At 63.3% G+C, this 20,528-nt stretch carries 22 protein-coding genes and 1 pseudogene; 10 read left to right on the top strand and 13 right to left on the bottom strand.

Translation table 11 applies throughout. From position 1 onward, the window contains the following. Positions 1–56: 56 nt before the first annotated feature. From OOJ09_RS17040 to OOJ09_RS17015, 6 genes are all read left to right on the top strand, one after another. Positions 57–2,618 (top strand): GcvT family protein, encoded by a 2,562-nt coding sequence (locus OOJ09_RS17040; protein ID WP_269906293.1) that lies wholly within the window; start codon positions 57–59, stop codon positions 2,616–2,618. 93 nt (positions 2,619–2,711) lie between these two features. After that, the gene (locus tag OOJ09_RS17035) at positions 2,712–3,560 is read left to right on the top strand and encodes a DUF1194 domain-containing protein (protein WP_269906292.1); all 849 of its coding nucleotides are present in this window, start codon (positions 2,712–2,714) and stop codon (positions 3,558–3,560) included. Positions 3,561–3,669: 109 nt separating this feature from the next. After that, entirely contained in the window at positions 3,670–4,011 is a 342-nt protein-coding gene (locus tag OOJ09_RS17030) for a peptidase inhibitor family I36 protein (RefSeq protein WP_269906291.1), read from the top strand. A 156-nt stretch (positions 4,012–4,167) separates the two neighbouring features. Next, positions 4,168–5,118, top strand: coding sequence for an ABC transporter substrate-binding protein (locus tag OOJ09_RS17025; RefSeq protein ID WP_269906290.1), 951 nt, complete (start codon positions 4,168–4,170; stop codon positions 5,116–5,118). Positions 5,119–5,224: 106 nt separating this feature from the next. Further along, the gene (locus OOJ09_RS17020) at positions 5,225–5,998 is read left to right on the top strand and encodes an ABC transporter permease (RefSeq protein WP_269906289.1); all 774 of its coding nucleotides are present in this window, start codon (positions 5,225–5,227) and stop codon (positions 5,996–5,998) included. After that, positions 5,995–6,780 (top strand): ABC transporter ATP-binding protein, encoded by a 786-nt coding sequence (locus OOJ09_RS17015; protein ID WP_269906288.1) that lies wholly within the window; start codon positions 5,995–5,997, stop codon positions 6,778–6,780. The genes OOJ09_RS17020 and OOJ09_RS17015 overlap by 4 nt, the downstream gene beginning before the upstream one ends. Before the next feature lie 17 nt (positions 6,781–6,797). Here OOJ09_RS17015 and OOJ09_RS17010 read toward each other — a convergent pair whose 3' ends face one another. Continuing rightward, positions 6,798–7,736: a GlxA family transcriptional regulator gene (locus OOJ09_RS17010; protein ID WP_375162704.1), complete on the bottom strand. Its 939-nt coding sequence runs from the start codon at positions 7,734–7,736 to the stop codon at positions 6,798–6,800. A gap of 45 nt (positions 7,737–7,781) precedes the next feature. Here OOJ09_RS17010 and OOJ09_RS17005 point away from each other — a divergent pair, with 45 nt between their 5' ends. Next, positions 7,782–8,294 (top strand): hypothetical protein, encoded by a 513-nt coding sequence (locus tag OOJ09_RS17005; protein ID WP_269906566.1) that lies wholly within the window; start codon positions 7,782–7,784, stop codon positions 8,292–8,294. Positions 8,295–8,555: 261 nt separating this feature from the next. Here the strand turns inward: OOJ09_RS17005 and OOJ09_RS17000 are convergent, their stop codons facing one another. Next, positions 8,556–8,741, bottom strand: coding sequence for a hypothetical protein (locus OOJ09_RS17000; RefSeq protein WP_269906557.1), 186 nt, complete (start codon positions 8,739–8,741; stop codon positions 8,556–8,558). Positions 8,742–8,972: 231 nt separating this feature from the next. On the opposite strand from OOJ09_RS17000, the gene OOJ09_RS16995 reads away from it, so the two are divergent. Continuing rightward, positions 8,973–9,872 (top strand): LysR substrate-binding domain-containing protein, encoded by a 900-nt coding sequence (locus tag OOJ09_RS16995; protein ID WP_091575488.1) that lies wholly within the window; start codon positions 8,973–8,975, stop codon positions 9,870–9,872. A 33-nt stretch (positions 9,873–9,905) separates the two neighbouring features. On the opposite strand, the gene OOJ09_RS16990 is transcribed toward OOJ09_RS16995, so the two are convergent. From OOJ09_RS16990 to OOJ09_RS16950, 9 genes are all read right to left on the bottom strand, one after another. Further along, a complete protein-coding gene (locus OOJ09_RS16990) occupies positions 9,906–10,862 on the bottom strand; it encodes an alpha/beta hydrolase (protein ID WP_269906287.1) in 957 nt (318 codons plus the stop codon). A 245-nt stretch (positions 10,863–11,107) separates the two neighbouring features. After that, positions 11,108–11,293: a hypothetical protein gene (locus tag OOJ09_RS16985; protein ID WP_269906286.1), complete on the bottom strand. Its 186-nt coding sequence runs from the start codon at positions 11,291–11,293 to the stop codon at positions 11,108–11,110. Between the two features lie 188 nt (positions 11,294–11,481). Next, positions 11,482–13,551 carry an ASKHA domain-containing protein gene (locus OOJ09_RS16980; RefSeq protein WP_269906285.1) on the bottom strand — a complete coding sequence of 690 codons (2,070 nt, stop codon included), beginning with the start codon at positions 13,549–13,551 and terminating at the stop codon, positions 11,482–11,484. 10 nt (positions 13,552–13,561) lie between these two features. Next, positions 13,562–14,536: a methyltetrahydrofolate cobalamin methyltransferase gene (locus tag OOJ09_RS16975; RefSeq protein WP_023812319.1), complete on the bottom strand. Its 975-nt coding sequence runs from the start codon at positions 14,534–14,536 to the stop codon at positions 13,562–13,564. A gap of 80 nt (positions 14,537–14,616) precedes the next feature. Then, positions 14,617–15,708, bottom strand: coding sequence for a methylenetetrahydrofolate reductase (locus OOJ09_RS16970; RefSeq protein ID WP_256751304.1), 1,092 nt, complete (start codon positions 15,706–15,708; stop codon positions 14,617–14,619). Next, positions 15,705–16,313 (bottom strand): methylenetetrahydrofolate reductase C-terminal domain-containing protein, encoded by a 609-nt coding sequence (locus OOJ09_RS16965; RefSeq protein ID WP_091575484.1) that lies wholly within the window; start codon positions 16,311–16,313, stop codon positions 15,705–15,707. Before OOJ09_RS16965 ends, OOJ09_RS16970 begins: the two co-directional genes overlap by 4 nt. Continuing rightward, on the bottom strand, positions 16,306–16,608 hold the full coding sequence (locus OOJ09_RS16960) for a virulence factor (protein ID WP_027029474.1): 303 nt from the start codon (positions 16,606–16,608) through the stop codon (positions 16,306–16,308). Before OOJ09_RS16960 ends, OOJ09_RS16965 begins: the two co-directional genes overlap by 8 nt. A 305-nt stretch (positions 16,609–16,913) precedes the next feature. Next, the gene (locus OOJ09_RS16955) at positions 16,914–17,687 is read right to left on the bottom strand and encodes a formyl transferase (protein ID WP_269906284.1); all 774 of its coding nucleotides are present in this window, start codon (positions 17,685–17,687) and stop codon (positions 16,914–16,916) included. A gap of 104 nt (positions 17,688–17,791) precedes the next feature. Then, complete coding sequence (locus tag OOJ09_RS16950) at positions 17,792–18,367, bottom strand: DUF4893 domain-containing protein (RefSeq protein WP_269906283.1); 576 nt, start codon at positions 18,365–18,367, stop codon at positions 17,792–17,794. A 123-nt stretch (positions 18,368–18,490) separates the two neighbouring features. Here OOJ09_RS16950 and OOJ09_RS16945 point away from each other — a divergent pair, with 123 nt between their 5' ends. Then, positions 18,491–19,414 (top strand): NAD-dependent epimerase/dehydratase family protein, encoded by a 924-nt coding sequence (locus OOJ09_RS16945; RefSeq protein ID WP_269906282.1) that lies wholly within the window; start codon positions 18,491–18,493, stop codon positions 19,412–19,414. Positions 19,415–19,424: 10 nt separating this feature from the next. Here OOJ09_RS16945 and OOJ09_RS16940 read toward each other — a convergent pair whose 3' ends face one another. Continuing rightward, complete coding sequence (locus OOJ09_RS16940) at positions 19,425–20,054, bottom strand: DUF1638 domain-containing protein (RefSeq protein WP_269906281.1); 630 nt, start codon at positions 20,052–20,054, stop codon at positions 19,425–19,427. Between the two features lie 63 nt (positions 20,055–20,117). Between OOJ09_RS16940 and OOJ09_RS16935 the strand changes: the two genes are divergently transcribed. After that, positions 20,118–20,255 carry an EncA/B family entericidin gene (locus OOJ09_RS16935; protein WP_269906280.1) on the top strand — a complete coding sequence of 46 codons (138 nt, stop codon included), beginning with the start codon at positions 20,118–20,120 and terminating at the stop codon, positions 20,253–20,255. Positions 20,256–20,341: 86 nt separating this feature from the next. Here the strand turns inward: OOJ09_RS16935 and OOJ09_RS16930 are convergent. Further along, positions 20,342–20,528 (bottom strand): annotated as a pseudogene (locus OOJ09_RS16930) (cobalamin-binding protein); the annotation flags it as partial.

Raw genomic sequence — 20,528 nt, 5'->3', positions numbered from 1 at the left:
TGCGCCGATCAAACGGGCGCCGACGCTGCCCGCAATAGCACTTTGGAGTCGCGGGCATGGCAGAGTTTCCGAAAAAGGCGAAGGTCGTCATCGTCGGCCTGGGCGGTATTGTCGGCGCGTCGATCGCCCATCATCTGATCGAGCGCGGCTGGGACGACATTGTCGGCATCGACAAGTCGGGCATCCCGACCGACATCGGCTCGACGGCGCACGCCTCCGACTTCTGCTACACGACCAGCCATGATTTCCTGTCCTGCTGGACGACGCTCTATTCCATCGATTTCTACGAGAAGATGGGCCACTACGCCCGCATCGGCGGCCTTGAGGTCGCGCGCGTCGGCGACGACGGCCGCATGGACGAGATCAAGCGCAAGATCGCCTCGGCGAAAGCTTTTGGCACACGCGCCCGCCTGATCGAACCGGCCGAGATCAAGGAAAGATTTCCGCTGATCGAACAGGACATGGTGCAGGGCGGCCTGTGGGATCCGGACGCCGGCCTCGTCATTCCGCGCTCGCAGACCGTTGCCGGCAAGCTGGTCGACCAGGCGGAGGCGTCGGGGAAGCTGAAATCCTTCGCCAACACGCCCGCCAAGTCGCTCGTGGTCAAGGACGGTCGCATCGGCGCCGTGGTGACAGACCGCGGTACCATCGAGGCCGACTATGTCATCGTCTGCGCCGGCATCTGGGGCCGGCTGATCGCGGAGATGGTTGGAGAGGACCTTCCGGTCATGCCGATCGACCATCCGCTGACTTTCTTCGGGCCCTATAATGAGTTCGCCGGCACCGGCAAGGAGATCGGCTGGCCGCTGCTGCGCGACCAGGGCAACTCGGCCTATATGCGCGACACCGGCGATCCCAAGACCGCCGAGGGCGGCCAGATCGAATGGGGCTATTACGAAGAGACCAACCCGCGCCTTTGCCATCCTCGCGACCTGCTGGAGAAGGACCAGGCGCGGCTTTCGCCGTCGCAGCGCGACCTCGACATGGAGCAGATCCTGGCGCCGCTCGAGCGCGCCATGGAGCTGACGCCGATCCTGGGCGAACTCGGCTACAACGAAAGCCATTCCTTCAACGGCCTGCTGCAAGTGACGGCGGATGGCGGCCCGTCGATGGGCGAGAGCCAGAAGGTGAGGGGCCTGTGGTATGCCGTCGCCATCTGGGTCAAGGACGGCCCCGGCATGGGCAAGCTCATCGCCGACTGGATGACCGACGGCCGCACGGCGATCGACCACCACGCCATCGACTATGCACGCTTCTATCCGCACCAGACGAAGGAGCAGTTCATCTGGGATCGCTGCACCGAGACGGCGATGAAGGTCTACAATCCGGCGGTGCACCCGCGCGAGCCGTTCTCCAAGGGCCGCAACATCAGGCGCTCGCCGTTCTGGGAGCGCGAGAAGGAACTCGGCGGCTATTTCATGGAACTGGGCGGCTGGGAGCGTGCGCACGGCTATGCCGCCAACGAGCACCTGCTGGAGAAATACGGCAACCGGGTGCCGGTGCGTGAGAACGAGTGGGACAACCGCCATTTCTGGCGCGTCTCCAATGCCGAACACCTCGCCATGAGCGAGGATGTTGGCATCGTCAACCTGTCGCACTTCGCCATGTATGACATCGAAGGCCCCGACCATGTCGCGCTGCTGGAATGGCTGTGCGCGGCCAAGATCGGTGGCGACAACAACATCGGCAAGGGCATCTACACCCACTTCCTCGACGAAGAGGGCATGGTGCGCGCCGACTTCACCGTCATCCGCATGGCTGACCGCTGCCGTTTGATCGACGGGGCGGATGCCGGCCCGCGCGACTTCCAGTATATGCGCCGCACCGCGCAGGACAAAGGTTTCGACGTCACGATCACCGACGTGACCGAGAAATTCGTCACCATCGGCATCTGGGGTCCGAACGCGCGGGCAACTCTGCAGAAGGTGGTCGAGAATCCTGACGGGTTGTCGCCGGAGAACTTCCCCTTCGCGGCGATCAAGCCGGTGCGGATCGGCGGCAAGGACGTCACCGCCTTCCGCATCTCCTATGTCGGCGAGCAGGGCTGGGAACTGCATATGCGCTACGAGGACGGCCTCGCCGTCTGGGACGCGCTGCGTTCGACCGGGGTGATGCCGTTCGGTGTCGAGACCTATGCCAACACCCGCCGCATGGAAAAGAGCCTGCGCCTGCAGAACGCCGACCTGCTGACCGAATACAATCTGCTCGAAGCCGATCTCGCCCGACCGAAGGTCAAGGAGAACGATTTCTGCGGCAAGGCCAGGCATGTGGAGTATCGCGCCCGTGAGCATCAGCCCGCCATGCTGTGCACGCTGGTGATGACCGACAATGTCGATGCGAAAGGCGTTGCCCGCTATCCGGTCGGCACGATGCCGGTGATGGACCCGAAGACGGGCGAGACGCTGGTCGACGAGCTCGGCCGCCGGTCCTTCACCACCTCGATGGCCTACGGCCCGACCATCGGCAAGAACATCGGACTCGCCTACCTGCCGTGGGCGTATGCCCAGGAAGGCCGCAAGCTTGCCATCGAGTATTTCGGCGAGACCTATCCGGTCGAAGTGGCGGCAGTCGGCTACAAGCCGCTCTACGACCCGGAGAACCTCAAGCCGCGCAGCTGATTGCCGGGTGGGGCAACGGACTGATGGCAAAAGCCTGGCCTTCCGCCGGGCTTTTGTCTTTTTAACGGGGCTGTTTTCGCTTAACCTTGGGGAATGTCTGCTTTCCGGTGCGCAAGACATTTCCTTTTCGGCGGCGCCGCGTTCGCGCTGATGCTCTGGCTGGTGCCTGCGTCCCTGGCCGACGAGCCGGTCGATGTCGAGCTGGTGCTGGCGGTCGATGTTTCGCTGTCGATGTCGGCGGACGAGCTCGAGATCCAGCGTCACGGCTACGCGGCGGCGCTGACGCACGACAACGTGCTGCAAGCCATCGCCGACGGCGCCCATGGCAAGATCGCCGTCACCTATGTCGAGTGGGCCGGCACCACCTGGCAGCGCGTCATCGTGCCGTGGACGGTGATCGCCAACCGTGCCGACGCCGAGCGGGTGGTTGCGCGATTGTCCGCCCAGCCGCCCAACAGCGCGCGGCGCACCTCGATCTCCGGCGCGCTGGAGTTCGGCAGCGATCTCTTCGCCGAAAGCGGCTACCGGGGGACGAAGCGGGTGATCGACATTTCGGGCGACGGTCCCAACAACCAGGGCGCGCCGGTCAACCTGATCCGCGATGGAGTAGTCAGGCAGGGCATCGTCATCAATGGCCTGCCGCTGATGACCCGAGGCGGCTTCACCGGTGCCTACGACGTCAACGATCTCGATCGCTACTACAGCGACTGCGTCATCGGCGGTCCCGGAGCCTTCATGATCCCGGTCAACGATTGGACGCAATTTCCCGAAGCCATCCGCCGCAAGCTGGTGCTGGAGCTTGCTGGTCCAGCCTCGCCGCAATGGGCGGCCGAGGAGGTGGATCATCCGCCGGTGGTGCTGGCGCAGGACAGGCCGGCCACCGACTGCCTGGTCGGCGAGAAGATGTGGCGTAACCGCAGCTGGATGTTCGACAGCCGCTAGGCCCGATCTCGTGTTGCCACAGGCTTGCCTCGTCGCCCGAAGCAGTGGCAAACTGGCGCCATCCGCGCGAAGGTCGGGGCGTCGCGGTCAAAACCGAGGAAACACCAGAATGAAACGTCTTGTCATCCTGACTGCGGTCGCATCCGTGCTTTATGCCGACGGCGCCAGCGCCCAATACAACGATCAGCCCGCCTGCGTCATGTTCGAGCATGTGAATTTCCGCGGACGGTCGATCGAGATGGAGGCCGACGATGCCGTCAGTTTTCGCGGCGGCCAGTTCTGGAACGACCGCGTGTCGTCGGTGTTCGTGCGCCGCGGCTGCACGCTCGTCGCCTATGAGCACACTGGCATGAGGGGGGAGTCGATCGAGATCCGGCGCAGGGCCCGCGAGCTCGGAGGCGACTGGAACGACCGCATCTCGTCGGCGGAGTGCTATTGCGACGGCTACTGATACTGGATTGCACGCGGCCGGGTGCCGTTTCGGCGGCCGGACGCCAACCGGCAGCATGTCGCCGCCCGGTCCACGTGCCTCACCAAGCTGTTGATTGACAAGCCGATTGGCGTCTGTGAACTATTCCCCATCCAGGAAAACAAAAGGGGAACCGAGATGATCAGGATCGCCGTTTTTGCCGCAACATTGACGCTCGCCGCCGGTCTGTCCGCACCGGTGATGGCCGCAACATCGCTCACCATCGGCATCAGCGGATGGACCGGCTTCGCGCCGCTGACGCTTGCCAAGCAGGCCGGTATCTTCGAGAAACACGGCCTCGACGTGACCTTGAAGAAAGTGCCGCAAGCGAGCCGGCCGCTTGCCATCGCCAGCGGCGACCTGCAATGCGCCGCCACCACGGTCGAGACCTGGCTGGTGTGGAACGCCAGTGGGGTGACCACCAAGCAGATATTCCAGCTCGACAAATCCTATGGCGCCGACGGCATCGTCGCCCGCAATGACATCAAGACCGTCGCCGATCTCAAGGGCAAGAATGTCGCGTCCTCGGCACCGGGAACGTCGCCCTATTTCATGCTGGCCTGGGTGCTGAACAAGAACGGCATGTCGACCAAGGACGTGACCGTCGTCAACCTGGAGCCGGACGCCGCGGCGCAGGCCTTCCTGGCCGGCCAGAACGACGCCGCTGTCACCTATGAGCCGTTCATCTCGGCCGTGCGCGACAAGTCCGATCAGGGCCACATCCTGGCGACCACGCTCGACTATCCGATGGTTCTCGACACGGTCGGCTGCACGCCCGAATTCCTCAAGGCCAATCCCGACGCGGCCAAGGCGCTCGCCGACAGCTATTTCGACGCGCTCGACCTGATCAAGAAGGACCCGCAGAAATCCTACGAGATCATGGGTGCCGACGTGAAGCAGTCGGCCAAGGAGTTCGAGGATTCGGCGAAGTACCTGAAATGGGCCGACCGGGCGGAGAACAAGCAGTTCTTCACCAAGGAATTCCAGGACTTTTCCAAGACCGCTGGCGAGCTGCTGCTGCAGATGGGGCTGATCAAGGAAGCGCCCGACGTTTCCGCGCTGGCCGACACCAGCGCCGTGTCTAACTGACGGTCCAGCCTCTGACCATAATGCGGCGGCGCCCGGCGCCGCCGTTTTCTCCTGGACAAAGCCGATCTGAGCATGGGGACGATTTGAAGATGGGGACGATTTGACGATGCGCCCCTTGCATCCGGTCCCGCCAGGCATCCGAACCGTGCTCGGCATTTCCTTCTTCGTGCTGTTCGTTGCCTTCTGGGCGTGGATCACGCTTGGCGGCCATGTCAACCGCATCTTCCTCGCCGATCCGCTGTCGATGCTCCGGGACGGTTGGCGGCTGCTCGTCGAGGATCGTTTCTGGCTCGACATACTGATCACCATCTGGCGGGTCTTCGGCGGCTTCCTGCTGGCGTCCGTCGTCGCGGTGCCGCTCGGCATCGCGATGGGGGCCTGGAAGCCGGTGGAAGCGTTTCTGGAGCCATTCGTCTCCTTCGCCCGCTACCTGCCGGCCTCCGCCTTCATTCCGCTGCTGATCCTGTGGGCCGGCATCGGCGAACTGGAAAAGCTGCTCGTCATCTTCGTCGGCTCGGTGTTCCAGATCATCCTGATCATCGCGGTCAAGGTCGGCTCCACGCGGCGCGACCTGGTCGAGGCCGCCTATACGCTGGGTTCCACGAACAATGGCATCGTCAGCCGTGTGATCATGCCGGCCAACGCGCCGGAGATCGCCGAGACGCTGCGGCTGGTGCTCGGCTGGGCCTGGACTTATGTCATCGTCGCCGAACTGATCGGCTCGTCTTCCGGCATCGGCTACATGATCATCAACAGCCAGTCGCGGCTGGCGACGGGCCAGATCATCTTCGGCATCATCGTCATCGGGCTGATCGGGCTTTTGTCCGATTTCGCCTTCAAGGCCTTCAACCGCTGGCTCTTTCCATGGAGCCTGGCGTGAGCAAGCTGCTGATCGAAAATGTCAGCCGCACCTTTGCGGGCGTACGCGGCGGTCAACCGGTCAGGGCGTTGATGCCGATCGACTTGGCGGTCGCCGCCAACGACTTCATCACCATCCTTGGGCCGTCCGGCTGCGGAAAGTCGACATTGTTGAGGATCGTCGCCGGCCTGGAAGCGCCGAGCGAAGGCCGTGTGCTGCTCGACGGCAAGGCGGTCAACCGGCCAGGCCCGGATCGCGGCATGGTCTTCCAGTCCTACACGCTGTTTCCCTGGCTGACGGTCGCCGAGAACATCGCCTTCGGCCTGCGCGAACGCGGCATGGCCGAAAAGGAGCGGGACGGGATCGTCGCTTCCTATGTCGACCTCGTCGGCCTGAAGGGGTTCGAGAACCATTGGCCGAAGCAGCTTTCCGGCGGCATGCAACAGCGCACGGCGATCGCCAGGGCGCTTGCCAACGATCCCGAGATCCTCTTGCTGGACGAGCCGTTCGGCGCGCTCGACAACCAGACGCGCGGGCTGATGCAGGAACTGCTGCTCGGCATCTGGGAACGGCGCAAGAAAACGGTGCTGTTCGTCACCCACGACATCGAGGAGGCCATCTTCATGGCCTCGCGTGTGATCGTGATGACGGCGCGCCCTGGCCGCATCAAGTCGGATGTCGCCGTCGGCCTGCCGCATCCACGCCACTACACGCTGAAGACCAGCCCGGAATTCTCGGCGCTGAAGGCGCGGCTTACCGAGGACATCCGCGTCGAGGCGATGCGCACGGCGCAGGCGGCCTAGGGTCGTGGATTACCGGATCAGGCCGCCAGTAACTGCTTGCGGTCGACGCGCTCCTGTTGCGGCGAGCGGGCGTAGAGCTCGCGGTAGCATTTTGAGAAATGCGAGGCCGAGACGAAGCCACAGGCGACCGCCACCTCGACCACGGGCATCGAAGACTGGATCAGCAGATGCCTGGCGCGGTCGAGCCGGATTTCCAGATAGTAGCGGGCAGGGGAGCGTCCCATCTCGGTGCGGAACAGCCGCTCGATCTGGCGGCGCGACAGATCGACATGGTCGGCGATCTCGATCAGCGACAGCGGCTCGGACAGGTTGCCCTCCATCAACTCGATGATGGTCAGCACTTTCGAGTTCTGCACGCCGAGGCGCGCGCGCAGCGGCAGGCGCTGGCGGTCGGTCGGGCTGCGCACGCGGTCGGTCAGCACCTGCTCGCACACGCGGTTGACGAGGTTTTCGTCGAAATCGTCACCGATCAGCTTCAGCATCATGTCGAGCGCGGCCGTGCCGCCGGCGCAGGTGTAGACGTTCTGGTCGATCTCGAAGAGATCGGCAAAGACGTTGGCCTTCGGGAATGCCTCGGAAAAGCCCGGCAGGTTCTCCCAGTGGATGGCGCAGCGCTTGTTGGACAGAAGCCCGGCGGCCGCCAGTATGTGCGCGCCGGTGCACAGGCCGCCGACGGCGACGCCGCGATTGTATTCCTCGCGCAGCCAGGCGAAGGCCGACTTGTTCTGATAGCGCTCGACATTGATGCCGCTGCAGACGATGGCGATGTTTGGCCGCTCGGGGCCGGCCATCTTCTTGCGCTCTTCTTCCAGCGAGGTGTTGACCGCGCATTCGACGCCGTTCGAGGCGCGCACCGGCTTGCCGTCGATGCTGGCGAGGCGCCAGCGATAGGCCTCATAGCCAAGCATGCGGTTGGCCGAGCGCAGCGGGTCGAGCGCGGTCGCAAAGGCGATCATGGTGAAATCGGGGACAAGGAAGAATACAAACGATCGCTTGATCGGATGCTTTACGGCGTTCAAGGGGACCTCACGCAGCGATGGCGCGAACAGGATGTCGCGAATAGCATAGCGACATCAGGAAAAACCATTCCTGTCAATTGGCTACGCCGTCCGGACGCGATTAAATTTGCGACATGGGTCGCAAATGGGCAATTGGCGCGCGGCGATGCCCGGGAAACGGCTCCAATTGTCCAATGGACGAGCAAGAACGTGCGGCGGCGAAACAAAAACGCCGCCTCGGCCAGAGCCGGGCGGCGTTACAGTTTTAAAGCAGCGGCAGGGAAGCGCTGCCTGGAAAAATCCTCAGGCGACGAAGCCGAGGCGGGCCGCGGCCATCGCGCCGGTCTGGCCGGGCATGGTGTTGGCAAGGCGCTGACGCTCGAGAGCGGTGGTCAGGTTCATTTCGCGGCGGGCAAAGAGGCGGGCAAAAAGCTTCATGATCATCTCCATTTGTTGCTCAGACGGGTCGCCTTCGCTTTATGGAGTGGGGCAGCTCGCTTGCTGGCGTTGATATAGGCTTGTGCCGCGCAAAACTAAATCGCAAAAGCGAAGCGCTTGATATGAAATGCGACACCGAATGCGAAAAATTTGGGCAGGGTGCCTGAAATTTGCGATTATTTACAAGGCATTAATTGGGAATGTGAGCCGTTATGCGGCTTGCTCATATGCGCCATGCAGCCGTCGCATGGCTCCAAAATTCATTTGAATACAAATTAAATAGAGAAGGCCTGCCGGGCTGGTCCGCGCGGCAGGCCTTCAGCACTTGGTACACACGATCTACTTTGCTCCAGCCCAGGATCCGACGCCATTGCGGATACCGGTCTTGCTATCGGAAGTCTCAGGCCAACCGATGTCCTTCTGCAGTTCGATCGGCAGGGAGCGGATAGCGCGTTCGGTCTGGTAGCGGGCACGGGCCGCGCTGAATTCGGTCGCGATGCGACCGAGGGATGACAGGATAGACATTTCATTCTCCTTGGCTGCCGGGCTGGAACTGTTCCAGCGCTGGATGAGTGAGGTGTTACGCATGGTGTGTTTCAGCTTCATTTCATGTCGATTGCAGGTTTGTGTCGTGGCTGTTTCGCGGCCACTGCCAGTACGTCCTGCCTCGATGGTGTTGACTATCCTCCCTAACTGATGTTCAATCAAACGAAATGGAATGATGTTTGGCATCAGAAAAATTGAAGGTTGATCGCCATGAACGCCCCACTCAATCATCCGCTGCCGCTGCTTGACCTCGATGTCCTGCGCACCTTCGTGGCGATCGCCGAGACCGGCAGCTTCACCACAGCCGCCAACGCCGTCTTCCGCACGCCGTCGGCCGTTTCCATGCAGATCAAGAAGCTGGAGGACATTCTTGGCCGTTCGGTGTTCGCGCGCGACGCGCGATCGGTGACGCTGACCACGGATGGCGAGATGCTGCTCGGCTATGCCCGCCGGCTGCTGTCGATCAACCGCGAGGTGGTGTCGAAGTTCATCATTCCCGACATCGTCGGCGTTGTCCGGCTCGGCTCGCCGGATGACTATGGCGAGCGCGTGCTGCCGCATGTGCTGAAGCGTTTCGCGCAGTCGCATCCGTCGATCGCCGTCGACGTCACCATCGACCAGAGCATCAATCTGCGCCGGCGCATGGACGACCGGGCGCTCGACATCACGCTCCTGACCAATTCCTACAAGACCAGCGCGCTCGGCGCCGAGGTGCTGTTGACCGAGCCGATCGTCTGGGCTGGCGCCAAGGGCGGCTGCGCGCATCTGCGCGAACCCTTGCCGGTGTCGCTGTGGGAAGAGGGCTGCGCCTGGCGGGCCGGGGCGCTCGACGCGCTCGGCCGCGAGGGCCGCAATTACCGCATCGCCTATATGAGCGCCCACACAGCCGGCCAACGTGCGGCGATCATGTCCGACCTTGCGGTGGCGCCGCTGCCGAAGTCGTTCCTCGGCAACGACATGGTCGAACTCAGCCCGAAGGACGGCATGCCCGACATCGGGACCTATAATCTGGCCATGGTGGTGGCGCCGGACGCCAGCGCGCCGGTCAAGGCCGTCGCCGACCATATCCGGGCGACCTTCGAAGTGTTCCGGGAAACCGGAAAATTCTGATCCGCCGATAGTGCCGGATCCAAAGTAGAGGCGCTACTCCGCCGCCTCGGCGGAGGAGGGCGCCTCAAATCTTGTTCTCGTGTCCTGCCTGATCGGCGAGCGGCTCTCGCCGAGGAACGCGACGATGTGCTGGCGCGCGCGGCGTGATTCCGGCATGTCGATCAACGGCCAGACGTGGAACATGCCTTCCTCGTGAACGACATCGACCTCGACACCGGCGGCACGCGCCTTTTCGGCGAAGATCAGATTGTCGGGGGTCAACAGATCGCGCGAGCCAGTCAGAAGCAGCGTTTTCGGCAGCACCGACAGATCGCCATAGATCGGGCTGATGTGCCAGTCGCTGCGGTCGATGCCGGCACTGTACATGCGGATCGCCTCGAGGCCGCCGGGGACGCCGAGCCACGGATCGTTGCGTTCGGCCTCGAAGAGCTTTGGGTTGGAAAGCGACATATCGAGGCCGGGCGAAATCAGCACATGGTGCGACGGCAGGGGCAAGGCCTCTTCCGCGGCCATCATGGTCAGGACGACAGCCATGTTGCCGCCGGCGGAATCGCCCATGAAGATGATGTCCTCCGCCTCTGTCTCGTCGAGCATTTGCCGGTAGACATCGCCGACCATGCCGAACATGGCATGGAAGTCATGTTCGGGGGCGATGGGATAGATCGGCACGGTGATGCCATAGCCGAGCCGGTCGGCCATCTCGGCAATCAGGTGCCAATGATAGGGTGTGATTTCAAAGACATAGGCGCCGCCATGCAAGTAGAGAATCCGCTTCCGCTCGCCGGCTCTGGGTGCGATTTCGTAGACCGGAAAGCCGTCGACGGTTCGCGTTTCGATGTCGAAGCGCTGGTGCAGCGAGGCCGGCGGATGGTGGTCTTCCGTCTTGCGCGCGGCAGCGATCCAGCGCTGCAGGTTTTCCGGGCTGGAAAACGCCTTCTTGCGGCTGTGCCTGAGCACGAAGGAAACGACGTGGCTTTTGAGACTTGGCATGCGGATACACGAACTTCGGCCAAAGCCGACTAAGAGAACCCCACTTGTCTCCGAAGATCGTCCCCTGGCCCGAAATGTCAAGATTTACGCCGTGTCTACACGCTGGTGTGATCCGCGCCGTGGCGCCGCACGGTGGCTGTCAGCGCCGTGGCAGAAGAGCGGCGCGCAGCCCGGCGTTGCCCGGCGCCGAGGCCGCATGGGGCTCCGGCGCCTGGCGAGCAGCTTGCATTTGTCGGCGAATGTCATCAGCGCGGCGTGCCCAGAAGCAGCGCGGCAAGCGCGGCCTGCGGGTCGCTGGGCGGCGATGCCGGCCAGCCGATGTCCTTCTGGACATGCGCCGGCAGGTTGTTCATGGCCCGGATCGACTTCTTCCTGTCATGGGCAATCTTGATGGCCACACCATAGCGGCCGAGGCTTTCGAACATCGACATTGCTGCCTCCCTTGGAGCGTTGCGGCGAAAGAAGGCTATCTTCTGCCCGCCGTTCGATGCCGGTTAGATGCGCCACGCATGTATCGGATGGATTTCGCGAAAACAGCGGTTCGGTTTCCGGATCGGTGCGATCCGGAAACATTTGCATGCAAATGAAATGAGGGCGCGGCTTGCCCGCGAAAGTCAGGCTACTCCCGGCCGCGCCGGGCGGCGTGGCCTTCGCGCGAACGCCGTCGCGGGGCGGCGTCGCCGGCGACGCCATCCTCGCTGACAGTCTTGCGCGGCGGCAGTTTCACCGCCGCCGACAGCTTCGGGAACGGATCGACCTTGTTCGGCAACGCCATGGCGTAGACGAAATGCTCCTGGAATTTCGGTTCCAGCGCCGTCTCGATCTTTTCGATCTTGCTGACCGTGTCCTCGATCTCGCGACGATAACCGCGATTGAGCAGCGCCATGCGGGCGCCGGCACCGGCAGCGTTGCCGACCGCCGAGACCTTGTCGAGGTCGCAATCTGGGATCAGGCCCAGCACCATGGCGTATTTCGGATCGATGAAGGAGCCGAAGGCACCGGCAAAATGGATGCGGTCGACATGGTCCGTATGCTGTTTTTCCATCAAAAGCTTGGTGCCGGCATAAAGCGCTGCCTTGGCGAGCTGGATGGCGCGCACGTCGGTCTGGGTGATGGTGATCTTCGGCTCGCCTTCCTTCAGCACGTAGGAGAAGGTGCGGCCGTTGGCGGTGACGCGCGGCGAGCGGGCGGATAGCCCGCCGTCGATGACGCCGTCCTCGGAGATGATGCCGGCGAGATACATTTCCGCCACCACCTCGATGATGCCGGAACCGCAGATGCCAGTGACGCCGGTCGCCTGCACGCTGTCGAGGAAGCCCGGCTCGTCGGACCACAATTCCGAGCCGATGACGCGGTATTTCGGCTCCAGCGTGTCGGGATCGATGCGCACGCGCTCGATGGCGCCGGGCGCCGCGCGCTGGCCGCCGGAGATTTCCGCGCCCTCGAAGGCCGGGCCGGTGGGCGAGGAGGCCGCCACCACGCGCGTACGGTTGCCAAGCACGATTTCGGCATTGGTGCCGACATCGACGATCAGCATCATCTCGTCCTGGCGGTGCGGGCCTTCCGACAGCGTCACCGCCGCCGCATCGGCGCCGACATGGCCGGCGATGCAAGGCAGCATGTAGAGCCGGGCGCCCTGGTTCAGCTTGAGGCCGATGTCGGATGCCTTGATGTGCACCGCGCCGGAGACGGCCAGTGCGAAGGGCGCGCCGCCGAGCTCGGTCGGGTCGATGCCGAGGAACAGATGGTGCATGATCGGATTGCCGACGAAGACGGAATCCAGGATGTCGTTGCGCTGGACATTGCCCTCGGCGCAAACCTTGTCGACCAGGCCCGAGATGGCCTCGCGCACGGCGACCGTCATGCCTTCGCGGCCGTCCGGGTTCATCATCACATAGGAGACGCGGCTCATCAGATCCTCGCCGAAGCGGATCTGCGGGTTCGACGTGCCGGACGAGGCGGCGACGCGGCCCGACAGCAGCGACACCAGATGCATGGCGATGGTGGTCGAGCCGATGTCGCAGGCAAGGCCATAGGCCTCGTTCTTGAGCCCAGGCCACAGCGCAACGACGCGCGCGGTCTCGGTGTCGGCATCCTTGTAGATGGCGGCGGTCGCGGTCCAGTTGCCCTTGCGCAAGATGCCTTGCACCTGCGGCAGAAGATGAAAATCGAAATCGAGGCTTTTCAGACCCCAGTCGTGCATCAGCGCTATCTTCAGCCGGTCGAGATCGCCTGATGGATTGTGCATGTCGGGCTCTTCGATTTCGACATAGCACATGCGGATCGCCGAATCGCGGGCGATCACCCTTGTGTCGGCATCCTTGCGGATGGTCTGCGCATTGATGACCGTATCCTGCGGCACGTCGATAACGAGGTCGCCCAGGATCTGCGCCGAGCAGGAGAGGCGGCGCCGCTCAGGCAGGCCGCGGACGCGCTCATAGCGCTCTTCCTTGGGGCCCTTGGGCGTGATGTGGTCGTTGGAGGAGACGATCTTGTGCTTGGCGAAATTGCCTTCCTGCACTTCGATCTGGCAGCGCCCGCAAGTGGCGCGCCCACCGCAGACGCTTTCGACATAGACGCCGAGCTGGCGCGCGGCATCGAGCACCGGCGTGCCGACCGGAAACCGCCCGCGCTTGCCGGACGGCATGAACAGCACGAGCGGATCGGTGATGTTTGCGGGTGAATTCACGATTGCGCGCTTATCCCCGACCCATCCGGGCTTCACGGCCGCCACGGCGACGACCGCCGTTGCCGGCGCCATCGCCCGGCGCATTGACCTGCGTCGGTGCGGCAACCGCCTGGCCGCCTTCGGCCGGCTTGTAGTCCTTGTAGGTCCTGATCCAGTTGGTGCAGTTCTCGTCGGTGCCGTTGAGCACATTGGCGCCGCGCACGGCTTCCATTTCCTGCGGGCGCACCGGGTTCATGATGGCGCTCGTCATGCCGGCGCCGATCACCATTGGGATGAACGCGGCGTTGATGCCATGGCGGTGCGGCAGGCCGAAGGAGATGTTGGACAGGCCGCAGGTGGTGTTGACCTTGAGCTCTTCGCGCAGGCGGCGCAGCAGCGCGAACACCTGGCGGCCGGCGTCGCCCAGCGCGCCGATCGGCATGACCAGCGGATCGACGACGACGTCGTGCGCGGGAATGCCGAAATCGGCACAGCGCTGCACGATCTTCTTGGCGACCGCGAAGCGCACGTCCGGGTCCATGGAAATGCCGGTCTCGTCGTTGGAAATGGCGACGACCGGCACGTTGTATTTCTTGACCAGCGGCAGGATGGCTTCGAGCTTTTCTTCCTCGCCGGTGACGGAGTTGACCAGCGGGCGGCCCTTGGCGACCTTCAGCGCCGCCTCGATCGCGGCGGTCACGGAACTGTCGATCGACAGCGGCAGGTCGACCAACCCTTGCACGATTTCCAGCGTCTGCACCAAAAGGCCAGGTTCGGTTTCATTCGGGTTGACCGAGGTGACGCCGGCATTGACGTCGAGCATGGTGGCGCCACAGGCTGCCTGCTCAAGCGCGTCCCGGATCACCGTCTCGAAGTTCCCCGCGATCATCTCCGCGGCCAGTTTCTTGCGGCCGGTCGGGTTGATGCGCTCGCCGATCACGCAGAAGGGCTGGTCGAAGCCGATGATGATTTCTCGTGTCGCCGAGGCGACGATGGTACGGGTCATGAATTTTCTCCGCCGTGATATAAAGAGTTCTTTATATCGTTATCTGATTTCGATCAAGCGATTGGTGACTGTTCGCGCCATCAATGCGCGGTCTTCACCATGTCCACCTGGGTTTCGGTAATCTCATCGTGCAGTATGTGGTCGAGCCGGTCGGCGACAAGCTGATCGTCGCGACGGATTTCGCGTTTCCAGGGCTGGCGGCCCTTGAGCACGCCCGATTCATCGACGATCTCGGCGACATATTCCTCCTGGCGGTAGGCCATCACATGGACGCCGGAAACGCCGGGGATTTCCTTGACCTCGTTGATGATGTCGATGCAGAGCTGCTTGCCTTCCTTCTTCTGATCCTGGGCGCCTTCCAGCCGCTTGATGACCGAATCGGGGATGTGGATGCCCGGCACGTTCGAGCGGATCCATTTGGCCGTCTTGGCCGATGCCAGAGGGCCGACGCCGCACAGGATAAAGCACTGTTCGGTGTAGCCGAGGTCGCGAACCTTCTGCATGTAGGCGCGGAACATCGGCACGTCGAAACAGTACTGGCTCTGCACGAATTGCGCGCCGGAGGCGATCTTCTTGCCCAGGCGATGCGGGCGGAAGTCGATGGGCGGCGCGAACGGGTTGATTGCAGCGCCGAGGAAAAGCTGCGGCGGCGTCGTCAGCTTGCGGCCAGACAGGAACTTGCCGTTGTCGCGCATGATGCGGCAGGTCTCGAGCAGCGACATGCAGTCGAGGTCGAAAACCGGCTTGGCGCCGGGCTGGTCGCCGGCCTGCACACCGTCGCCGGTGAGGCACAGCATGTTGGCGACGCCCATCGCCGCGCCACCCAGCACGTCGCCCTGGATGGCGATGCGGTTCTTGTCGCGGCAGGCGATCTGCATGATCGGCGCATAACCCATGCGGGTCAGCAATGCACAGATACCGACCGACGACATGTGGCAGTTGGCGCCCGACGCGTCGACGGCGTTGATGGCGTCGACCCAGCCGTCGAAGATCCTGGCACGGTTGTAGACGTCTTCGGGGTCGGCGCTGTCGGGCGGGTTGAGCTCCGTCGTCACCGCGAACTCGCCACGCCGAAGCACGCGCTCCAGCCGGCCGCGCGAAGTGTGGCCGGGCAGGGGATCGAGTGGCAGATGGATGCCGGCCGGGTTCTCGTCGCGCTGGCGTCCGATCATGCCGATGCCCCGGTCTTGGTGGCGGCGGCTTCGCGCGCGGCGGCCGCCTGCGCGGTCACCCGCAGCCATGCCGAGGTTTCCCGCAGCGACTGGTCGACCGGCTTCTGCACGGTGAGGATCCTGTCGCCATGCACCATGTTCTGCGAGCCTTCCCAGGCCTTGACCCATACGCACGGCATGTCGGGCTCGACCTCGCAATTTCCGTTGGCGCGCACGCCGCCGCAAGGGCCGTTGCGCAATTGCTTGGGGCAGTTCATCGGGCACGACATGCCCGTCGAGGACAGAATGCACTGGCCGCACATGCGGCAGTCGAACATGAAGCCCTTGACGCGCTTTTCGACGAATTTGATCGGCCCCTCGACCCTGTTATAGCCGAGGCCTTTCCACAAGGGATGCAGCAGCAGGAACGTGTCGGCGAATTTGGCATAGAACCATTCGAGCAGCTTCGAGTGCCGCACCGACCAGAGCCGCACCGCGAAGGAACGCTGAACGCGCCGCTGCGGCGACACATCGGCCGGCTTGTAGTCGGATTTCGGGGCTGCCTTCTTGTTAAGAGTGGCCTGCGTAACCGTCGGGCCATCCTTGGCAGGGGTGGTTTCAGACATTTTCTTTCCCGCCGGCTTTGACGAGAGCGACCAGCCGCTCGCGGTCGTATTTCGTGTCGAGGTCCTGAAAGGCCTTTTCGACCTCGGCTTCGAGGTCGTCGCCAACCGGAATAGGATCAGCCTTGCGCCATTCGGCCAGATAGTCGTCGGTGCCGCCGGCGCCGGTGCGCATGGCGCACATGTCGATCGCCTCGGTGAAGCGCAGCGGCAGTTCGCGCTTGGCGTTCTGCCGGCCCTTCTTGACGATGATCTGGGCGGGGATGTCGCGCCAGTAGACGACGATCAGATCGGCCATGAATTCTCACTCCCGTAGAGCGCCGTGCGTCCAATTGGATGCACAAAGGACGCTCTACCACTTTACTCTGCTGCGCCGTGCTTTCCGAAGATCGACTCCGATTTTCCGGCCGATGCAATGTATCGAGCATTGCCGCATGCGCTGTGAGGCCGCTTGTTATGGGACGACGCGCGCGCATTCAAAAACGACGCATTTGGATGTCGTAAAATGAAAGGCGCGTTTATTCGTTCGCGGCTTCTGCCGGCGGCGGGTTCGTCGCGCCAGGAAAGCCGGCGCCCGGCCCCGGCTTTCGGGCGAAAAACGCGTCACCAGATGCCGGTTCTCAGGCCTGTCCAGAGATAAAACCAGATCGTCGGGTGATACCATTGCTGCGATGGCAGTCCCGGGTCGATGGTGACGAGTTTCCCGGCCAGTGCTTCGCTGATCGCTTCGATGCAGATCCCACGCGAGAACGCCGCCTGGCGCAGCGCGTAGCTCGAAATGCTGTCGCCGGGTTCGGGCTTGCCGCGCGCCTGCCGCAGCACGCCGCCAGTGTCGACGCCCGCATCGACCAGCAGCACGGTGGTGCCGAAATTTTCCGCGTCACCGCCCGCCAACGCCCAGTAGCCGCCGTTCATGCCGCGGTATTTGGGGGTGATGCCGGCGTGGTAATTGATGACGGGGCAAGGAATTTTCGACAGCGTTTCCCGCGTCAGCATACGGCAGCCGGCGAGAAACACGACGCCCGGCTGGAGCCTCGCGATCGCCTCCAGGCATTCCGGCGCATTGGCCGAGGGAACATGGATGATCGACTGGCCCGGCTTTGGTTCGGTCTGCAGCTTCTGCTCAGCGATCATATGCGCGGCGTGGCCGGCGAAGAAACTTTTGCCGAGCCGCGTCAGCACCATCGTGCCCAATTGACCAATGACGGAGATCCAACCTTGGCGCCGGGCACGCCTGAGCAGCAATTGCTTTTTGGATTCAGGCGTTTCGAGGATGGCGCTGACAGGCCCCAACCGATCTGCGATGGCGTTGATGACCGCCCAGATGTGCGGCCCGCCTTCGGTGACGACGACAATATTGGATTTCGGGGATTCCATGCTCCGCGACGCACCGCTGGACAAGATGCGGCCGGTACCGGCCTTGGCTGGCGGGATGCTAGGGCGTCCGGGTTAATCCTTGATGATCAGGTCTTCGATGCCGGTCAGCGCTTGAATTCGATGATATCGAGCTTGGATTCGTAGTAGGGCGCGGGAAACTCAATGCGCCATTCCTTGGCGCTGTTGCGGAAGGCATAGCCGACCTGGTCGGTTTGCGGGCCACTGCCATAGGGCTTTGCCGGGTCGTTGTTGACGTAGGCGGAGCCGAGATAGATCGCGCGTTTCTCGCCGTCATCGAAGAAGCGGCCCTTGGTGCGCTGCGAGCCGCTGATCTTTTCCAACCGCCAGCCCGAACCGTCATCAGTCACCTTGCACTTGAACCAGCCGTAGATGACGAGCGGCGACGGTCCGCCGGCCTTGATTGTGCGGCAACGCCAGTTGCCGGTCAGGTCCTTGTCGGAGAAGGACACCAGCGGCTTCGCCAGCAAGGCATCGAGCTGCTTGACTTCGGCGGGAGCGCCCGCTCTGGCCTCGGCAAGAGCCGCCTTGCGCGTCTCGCCATATTTGTCGAGCCGCGCCTTGTCGGCGGCGGTGATCAGTTTCTGCACCTCGCCGTCGGCAAGCGCGGGCAAGGTGCAGCAGAGCAGGCCGGCAAGGGCGAAAAGCGGGCGAAGGGTCATGGCAGGCCTCCCTGTTGATATCTTGCAGCAGCACCGCTGCTCCCCTGGCGCACAACTTACCGGGTCGCTGGCGCCTGTCATCCGTGCTTAACAGCGTCACGGTCAAAAATCATGGTGCGACGAATGCGAATCTTGCTCACGGGGTCGTCGGGTTGGCTGGGCAGCGCGCTGGCGCCCCGCCTGCGTGCCCTTGGCCACCATGTGATCGGCCTCGACCCCGTTCCATCAGCGGAGACCCAGATTGTCGGCTCGATCGCCGACCGCGACCTTGTCATGCGCAGGGTCCGCGACAACCGGATCGAGGCGATCATCCACAGTGGCGCGTTGCACAAGCCGAACATCGAAAGCCGCGCCAACAGCGATTTCGTCGCCACCAATGTGCAGGGCACACTGAACCTGCTCGATGCCGCGGTGGTGGCCGGCGTGCAGCGCTTCGTCTTCACCTCGACGACCTCGCTGATGATTTCGCAAGCGATACGCGACGGGTTCAGCGGCGGTGCGCGCAGGGCGGCCTGGCTGACGGAGGAGATGGCGCCCGAGCCGCGCAACATCTACGGCGTCACCAAGCTCTCGGCCGAGCATCTCTGCCGCCTCTATCACATCCAGCACGGGCTGTCGGTGGTGGTATTGCGCACGGCGCGCTTCTTTCCCGAAGCCGATGACATGGCGCATGCGATCGAGCAGTCGGACGCCAACACCAAGGCCAATGAACTGCTGTTCCGCCGGCTGACGGTGGAGGACGCGGCCGATGCCCACATCCTTGCCCTCGAAAAGGCGCCCCGGCTCGGTTTCGACACCTTCATCGTCTGCGCGCCGACGCCATTCCGGCGCGATGACTGCGCGGCACTGATCGCCGACGCGCCATCGGTTGTTGCACGCTATTTTCCGGAATTTCCGGCGCTCTACGCGCGAAAAGGCTGGACGATGTTTTCCTCCATCGATCGCGTCTACGACGCGTCGCGGGCGAAGGACAGGCTGGGTTTCGTCTGCAAGACGAGCTTCGCCGACGTGCTTGCCGGGCTTGCGGGCGAGGAGGGTAGGGCCTAGTCCGCGCGCGTCAGGAATGCGCCGCGGCCTGCGCCATTCCGGCCGTCAGGTCGCCATAGCCGGTCGGGCGGCGTTCATAGACGAGGCCGAGCATTTTCGCGGCCTTTTCGGCAACCTTGTCGAGCTCCGGATCGTCGGTCTGCGCCAGATAGATCAGCTTCTCATAATTGCCGAAATAGTCCTTGATCAGCTCCGGGTGCTTGTCGAGGCCGAGCGGCTTCATGAAGAAGGCGTCGAACTGGCGGCACAGGAAGTCGGTCATATAGAAGGACATCATGTCGCCATCGGCGACCTTCGCATAGGCCTCCATGCCCTGATAGAAGGCGAAGCAATGCGGGCCGGCCATGCGCTCGACGCCATGCTTCTCGCAGATCCGGTCGAGCAGGCCGCCGGTGCCGCAATCGGCATAGCCGACGAAGATGTTGCTGAAACCGTCCGCCTTGGCCTTTTCGATCGCCTTGTCCATGGCCGGCGCAATGCGGTCCGGATAGAAATGGAATTCCGCCGGCAGGCAGGTCAATTCGAGGTGATCCAGCCCGAGCTGTTCCTTGACGGCCAACACCTCGCGCGCAATCATCCCGCAGGCGATGACCAGCACCCTGTCGTCTTGATTCGGTTTCGTTTTCTGTGTCTTGGCCATGGAACCAGTCGAGCCGGCTTTTGTTGCTGTGGGCTAATTTATCTATTGAGGGAGACACCGTCCATGAAACTGCTACGCACCGCGCCTGTTGCCATTCTTGCCTGTGCCCTGGCTCTTACGGCTTGCGCGAACACCGTCCGTGGCGTCGGCAAGGACGTCAAATCGACGGCCAGGGCGGTCAAGGACACTGTCGCCAACTGATCGGCAGCCTCATCCGTCATCTGGGAACAAAAAAGCCGCGCTGCAAGGCGCGGCTTTTCTTGTTGGTCCATCCTGATGGCCTTGGGTCAGGCTGACGCGCGCACGTTGTGCTTACGCTTCATGTAGTCCTTGGCGGTCTCGACCGCCACCGCGGCGTCGCGGCAATAGGCATCGGCACCGACGGCCTTGCCGAATTCCTCGTTGAGAGGCGCGCCGCCGACCAGCACGACATAGTCGTCGCGGATGCCCTTTTCCTTCATCGTGTCGATGACA

Source organism: Mesorhizobium qingshengii, from assembly GCF_027563465.1.
Taxonomy (GTDB): domain Bacteria; phylum Pseudomonadota; class Alphaproteobacteria; order Rhizobiales; family Rhizobiaceae; genus Mesorhizobium; species Mesorhizobium qingshengii_A.
Note: the sequence above shows the minus strand (reverse complement) of the source record. Positions and strands in the feature narration are given on the sequence as shown.

Bases quoted from the DNA above. Each gene is read 5' to 3' on its own strand.
- OOJ09_RS16990 (WP_269906287.1), bottom strand. From the start codon at position 10,862: ATGCCAAGTCTCAAAAGCCACGTCGTTTCCTTCGTGCTCAGGCACAGC.
- OOJ09_RS16965 (WP_091575484.1), bottom strand. From the start codon at position 16,313: ATGTCTGAAACCACCCCTGCCAAGGATGGCCCGACGGTTACGCAGGCC.
- OOJ09_RS17020 (WP_269906289.1), top strand. From the start codon at position 5,225: ATGCGCCCCTTGCATCCGGTCCCGCCAGGCATCCGAACCGTGCTCGGC.
- OOJ09_RS16950 (WP_269906283.1), bottom strand. From the start codon at position 18,367: ATGACCCTTCGCCCGCTTTTCGCCCTTGCCGGCCTGCTCTGCTGCACC.
- OOJ09_RS16940 (WP_269906281.1), bottom strand. From the start codon at position 20,054: ATGGCCAAGACACAGAAAACGAAACCGAATCAAGACGACAGGGTGCTG.
- OOJ09_RS17010 (WP_375162704.1), bottom strand. From the start codon at position 7,736: ATGATCGCCTTTGCGACCGCGCTCGACCCGCTGCGCTCGGCCAACCGC.
- OOJ09_RS16985 (WP_269906286.1), bottom strand. From the start codon at position 11,293: ATGTCGATGTTCGAAAGCCTCGGCCGCTATGGTGTGGCCATCAAGATT.
- OOJ09_RS16955 (WP_269906284.1), bottom strand. From the start codon at position 17,687: ATGGAATCCCCGAAATCCAATATTGTCGTCGTCACCGAAGGCGGGCCG.
- OOJ09_RS16945 (WP_269906282.1), top strand. From the start codon at position 18,491: ATGCGAATCTTGCTCACGGGGTCGTCGGGTTGGCTGGGCAGCGCGCTG.
- OOJ09_RS16935 (WP_269906280.1), top strand. From the start codon at position 20,118: ATGAAACTGCTACGCACCGCGCCTGTTGCCATTCTTGCCTGTGCCCTG.
- OOJ09_RS17035 (WP_269906292.1), top strand. From the start codon at position 2,712: ATGTCTGCTTTCCGGTGCGCAAGACATTTCCTTTTCGGCGGCGCCGCG.
- OOJ09_RS16975 (WP_023812319.1), bottom strand. From the start codon at position 14,536: ATGACCCGTACCATCGTCGCCTCGGCGACACGAGAAATCATCATCGGC.
- OOJ09_RS17005 (WP_269906566.1), top strand. From the start codon at position 7,782: ATGCTTTACGGCGTTCAAGGGGACCTCACGCAGCGATGGCGCGAACAG.
- OOJ09_RS17040 (WP_269906293.1), top strand. From the start codon at position 57: ATGGCAGAGTTTCCGAAAAAGGCGAAGGTCGTCATCGTCGGCCTGGGC.
- OOJ09_RS16970 (WP_256751304.1), bottom strand. From the start codon at position 15,708: ATGATCGGACGCCAGCGCGACGAGAACCCGGCCGGCATCCATCTGCCA.
- OOJ09_RS16995 (WP_091575488.1), top strand. From the start codon at position 8,973: ATGAACGCCCCACTCAATCATCCGCTGCCGCTGCTTGACCTCGATGTC.
- OOJ09_RS17000 (WP_269906557.1), bottom strand. From the start codon at position 8,741: ATGTCTATCCTGTCATCCCTCGGTCGCATCGCGACCGAATTCAGCGCG.
- OOJ09_RS17025 (WP_269906290.1), top strand. From the start codon at position 4,168: ATGATCAGGATCGCCGTTTTTGCCGCAACATTGACGCTCGCCGCCGGT.
- OOJ09_RS17030 (WP_269906291.1), top strand. From the start codon at position 3,670: ATGAAACGTCTTGTCATCCTGACTGCGGTCGCATCCGTGCTTTATGCC.
- OOJ09_RS16960 (WP_027029474.1), bottom strand. From the start codon at position 16,608: ATGGCCGATCTGATCGTCGTCTACTGGCGCGACATCCCCGCCCAGATC.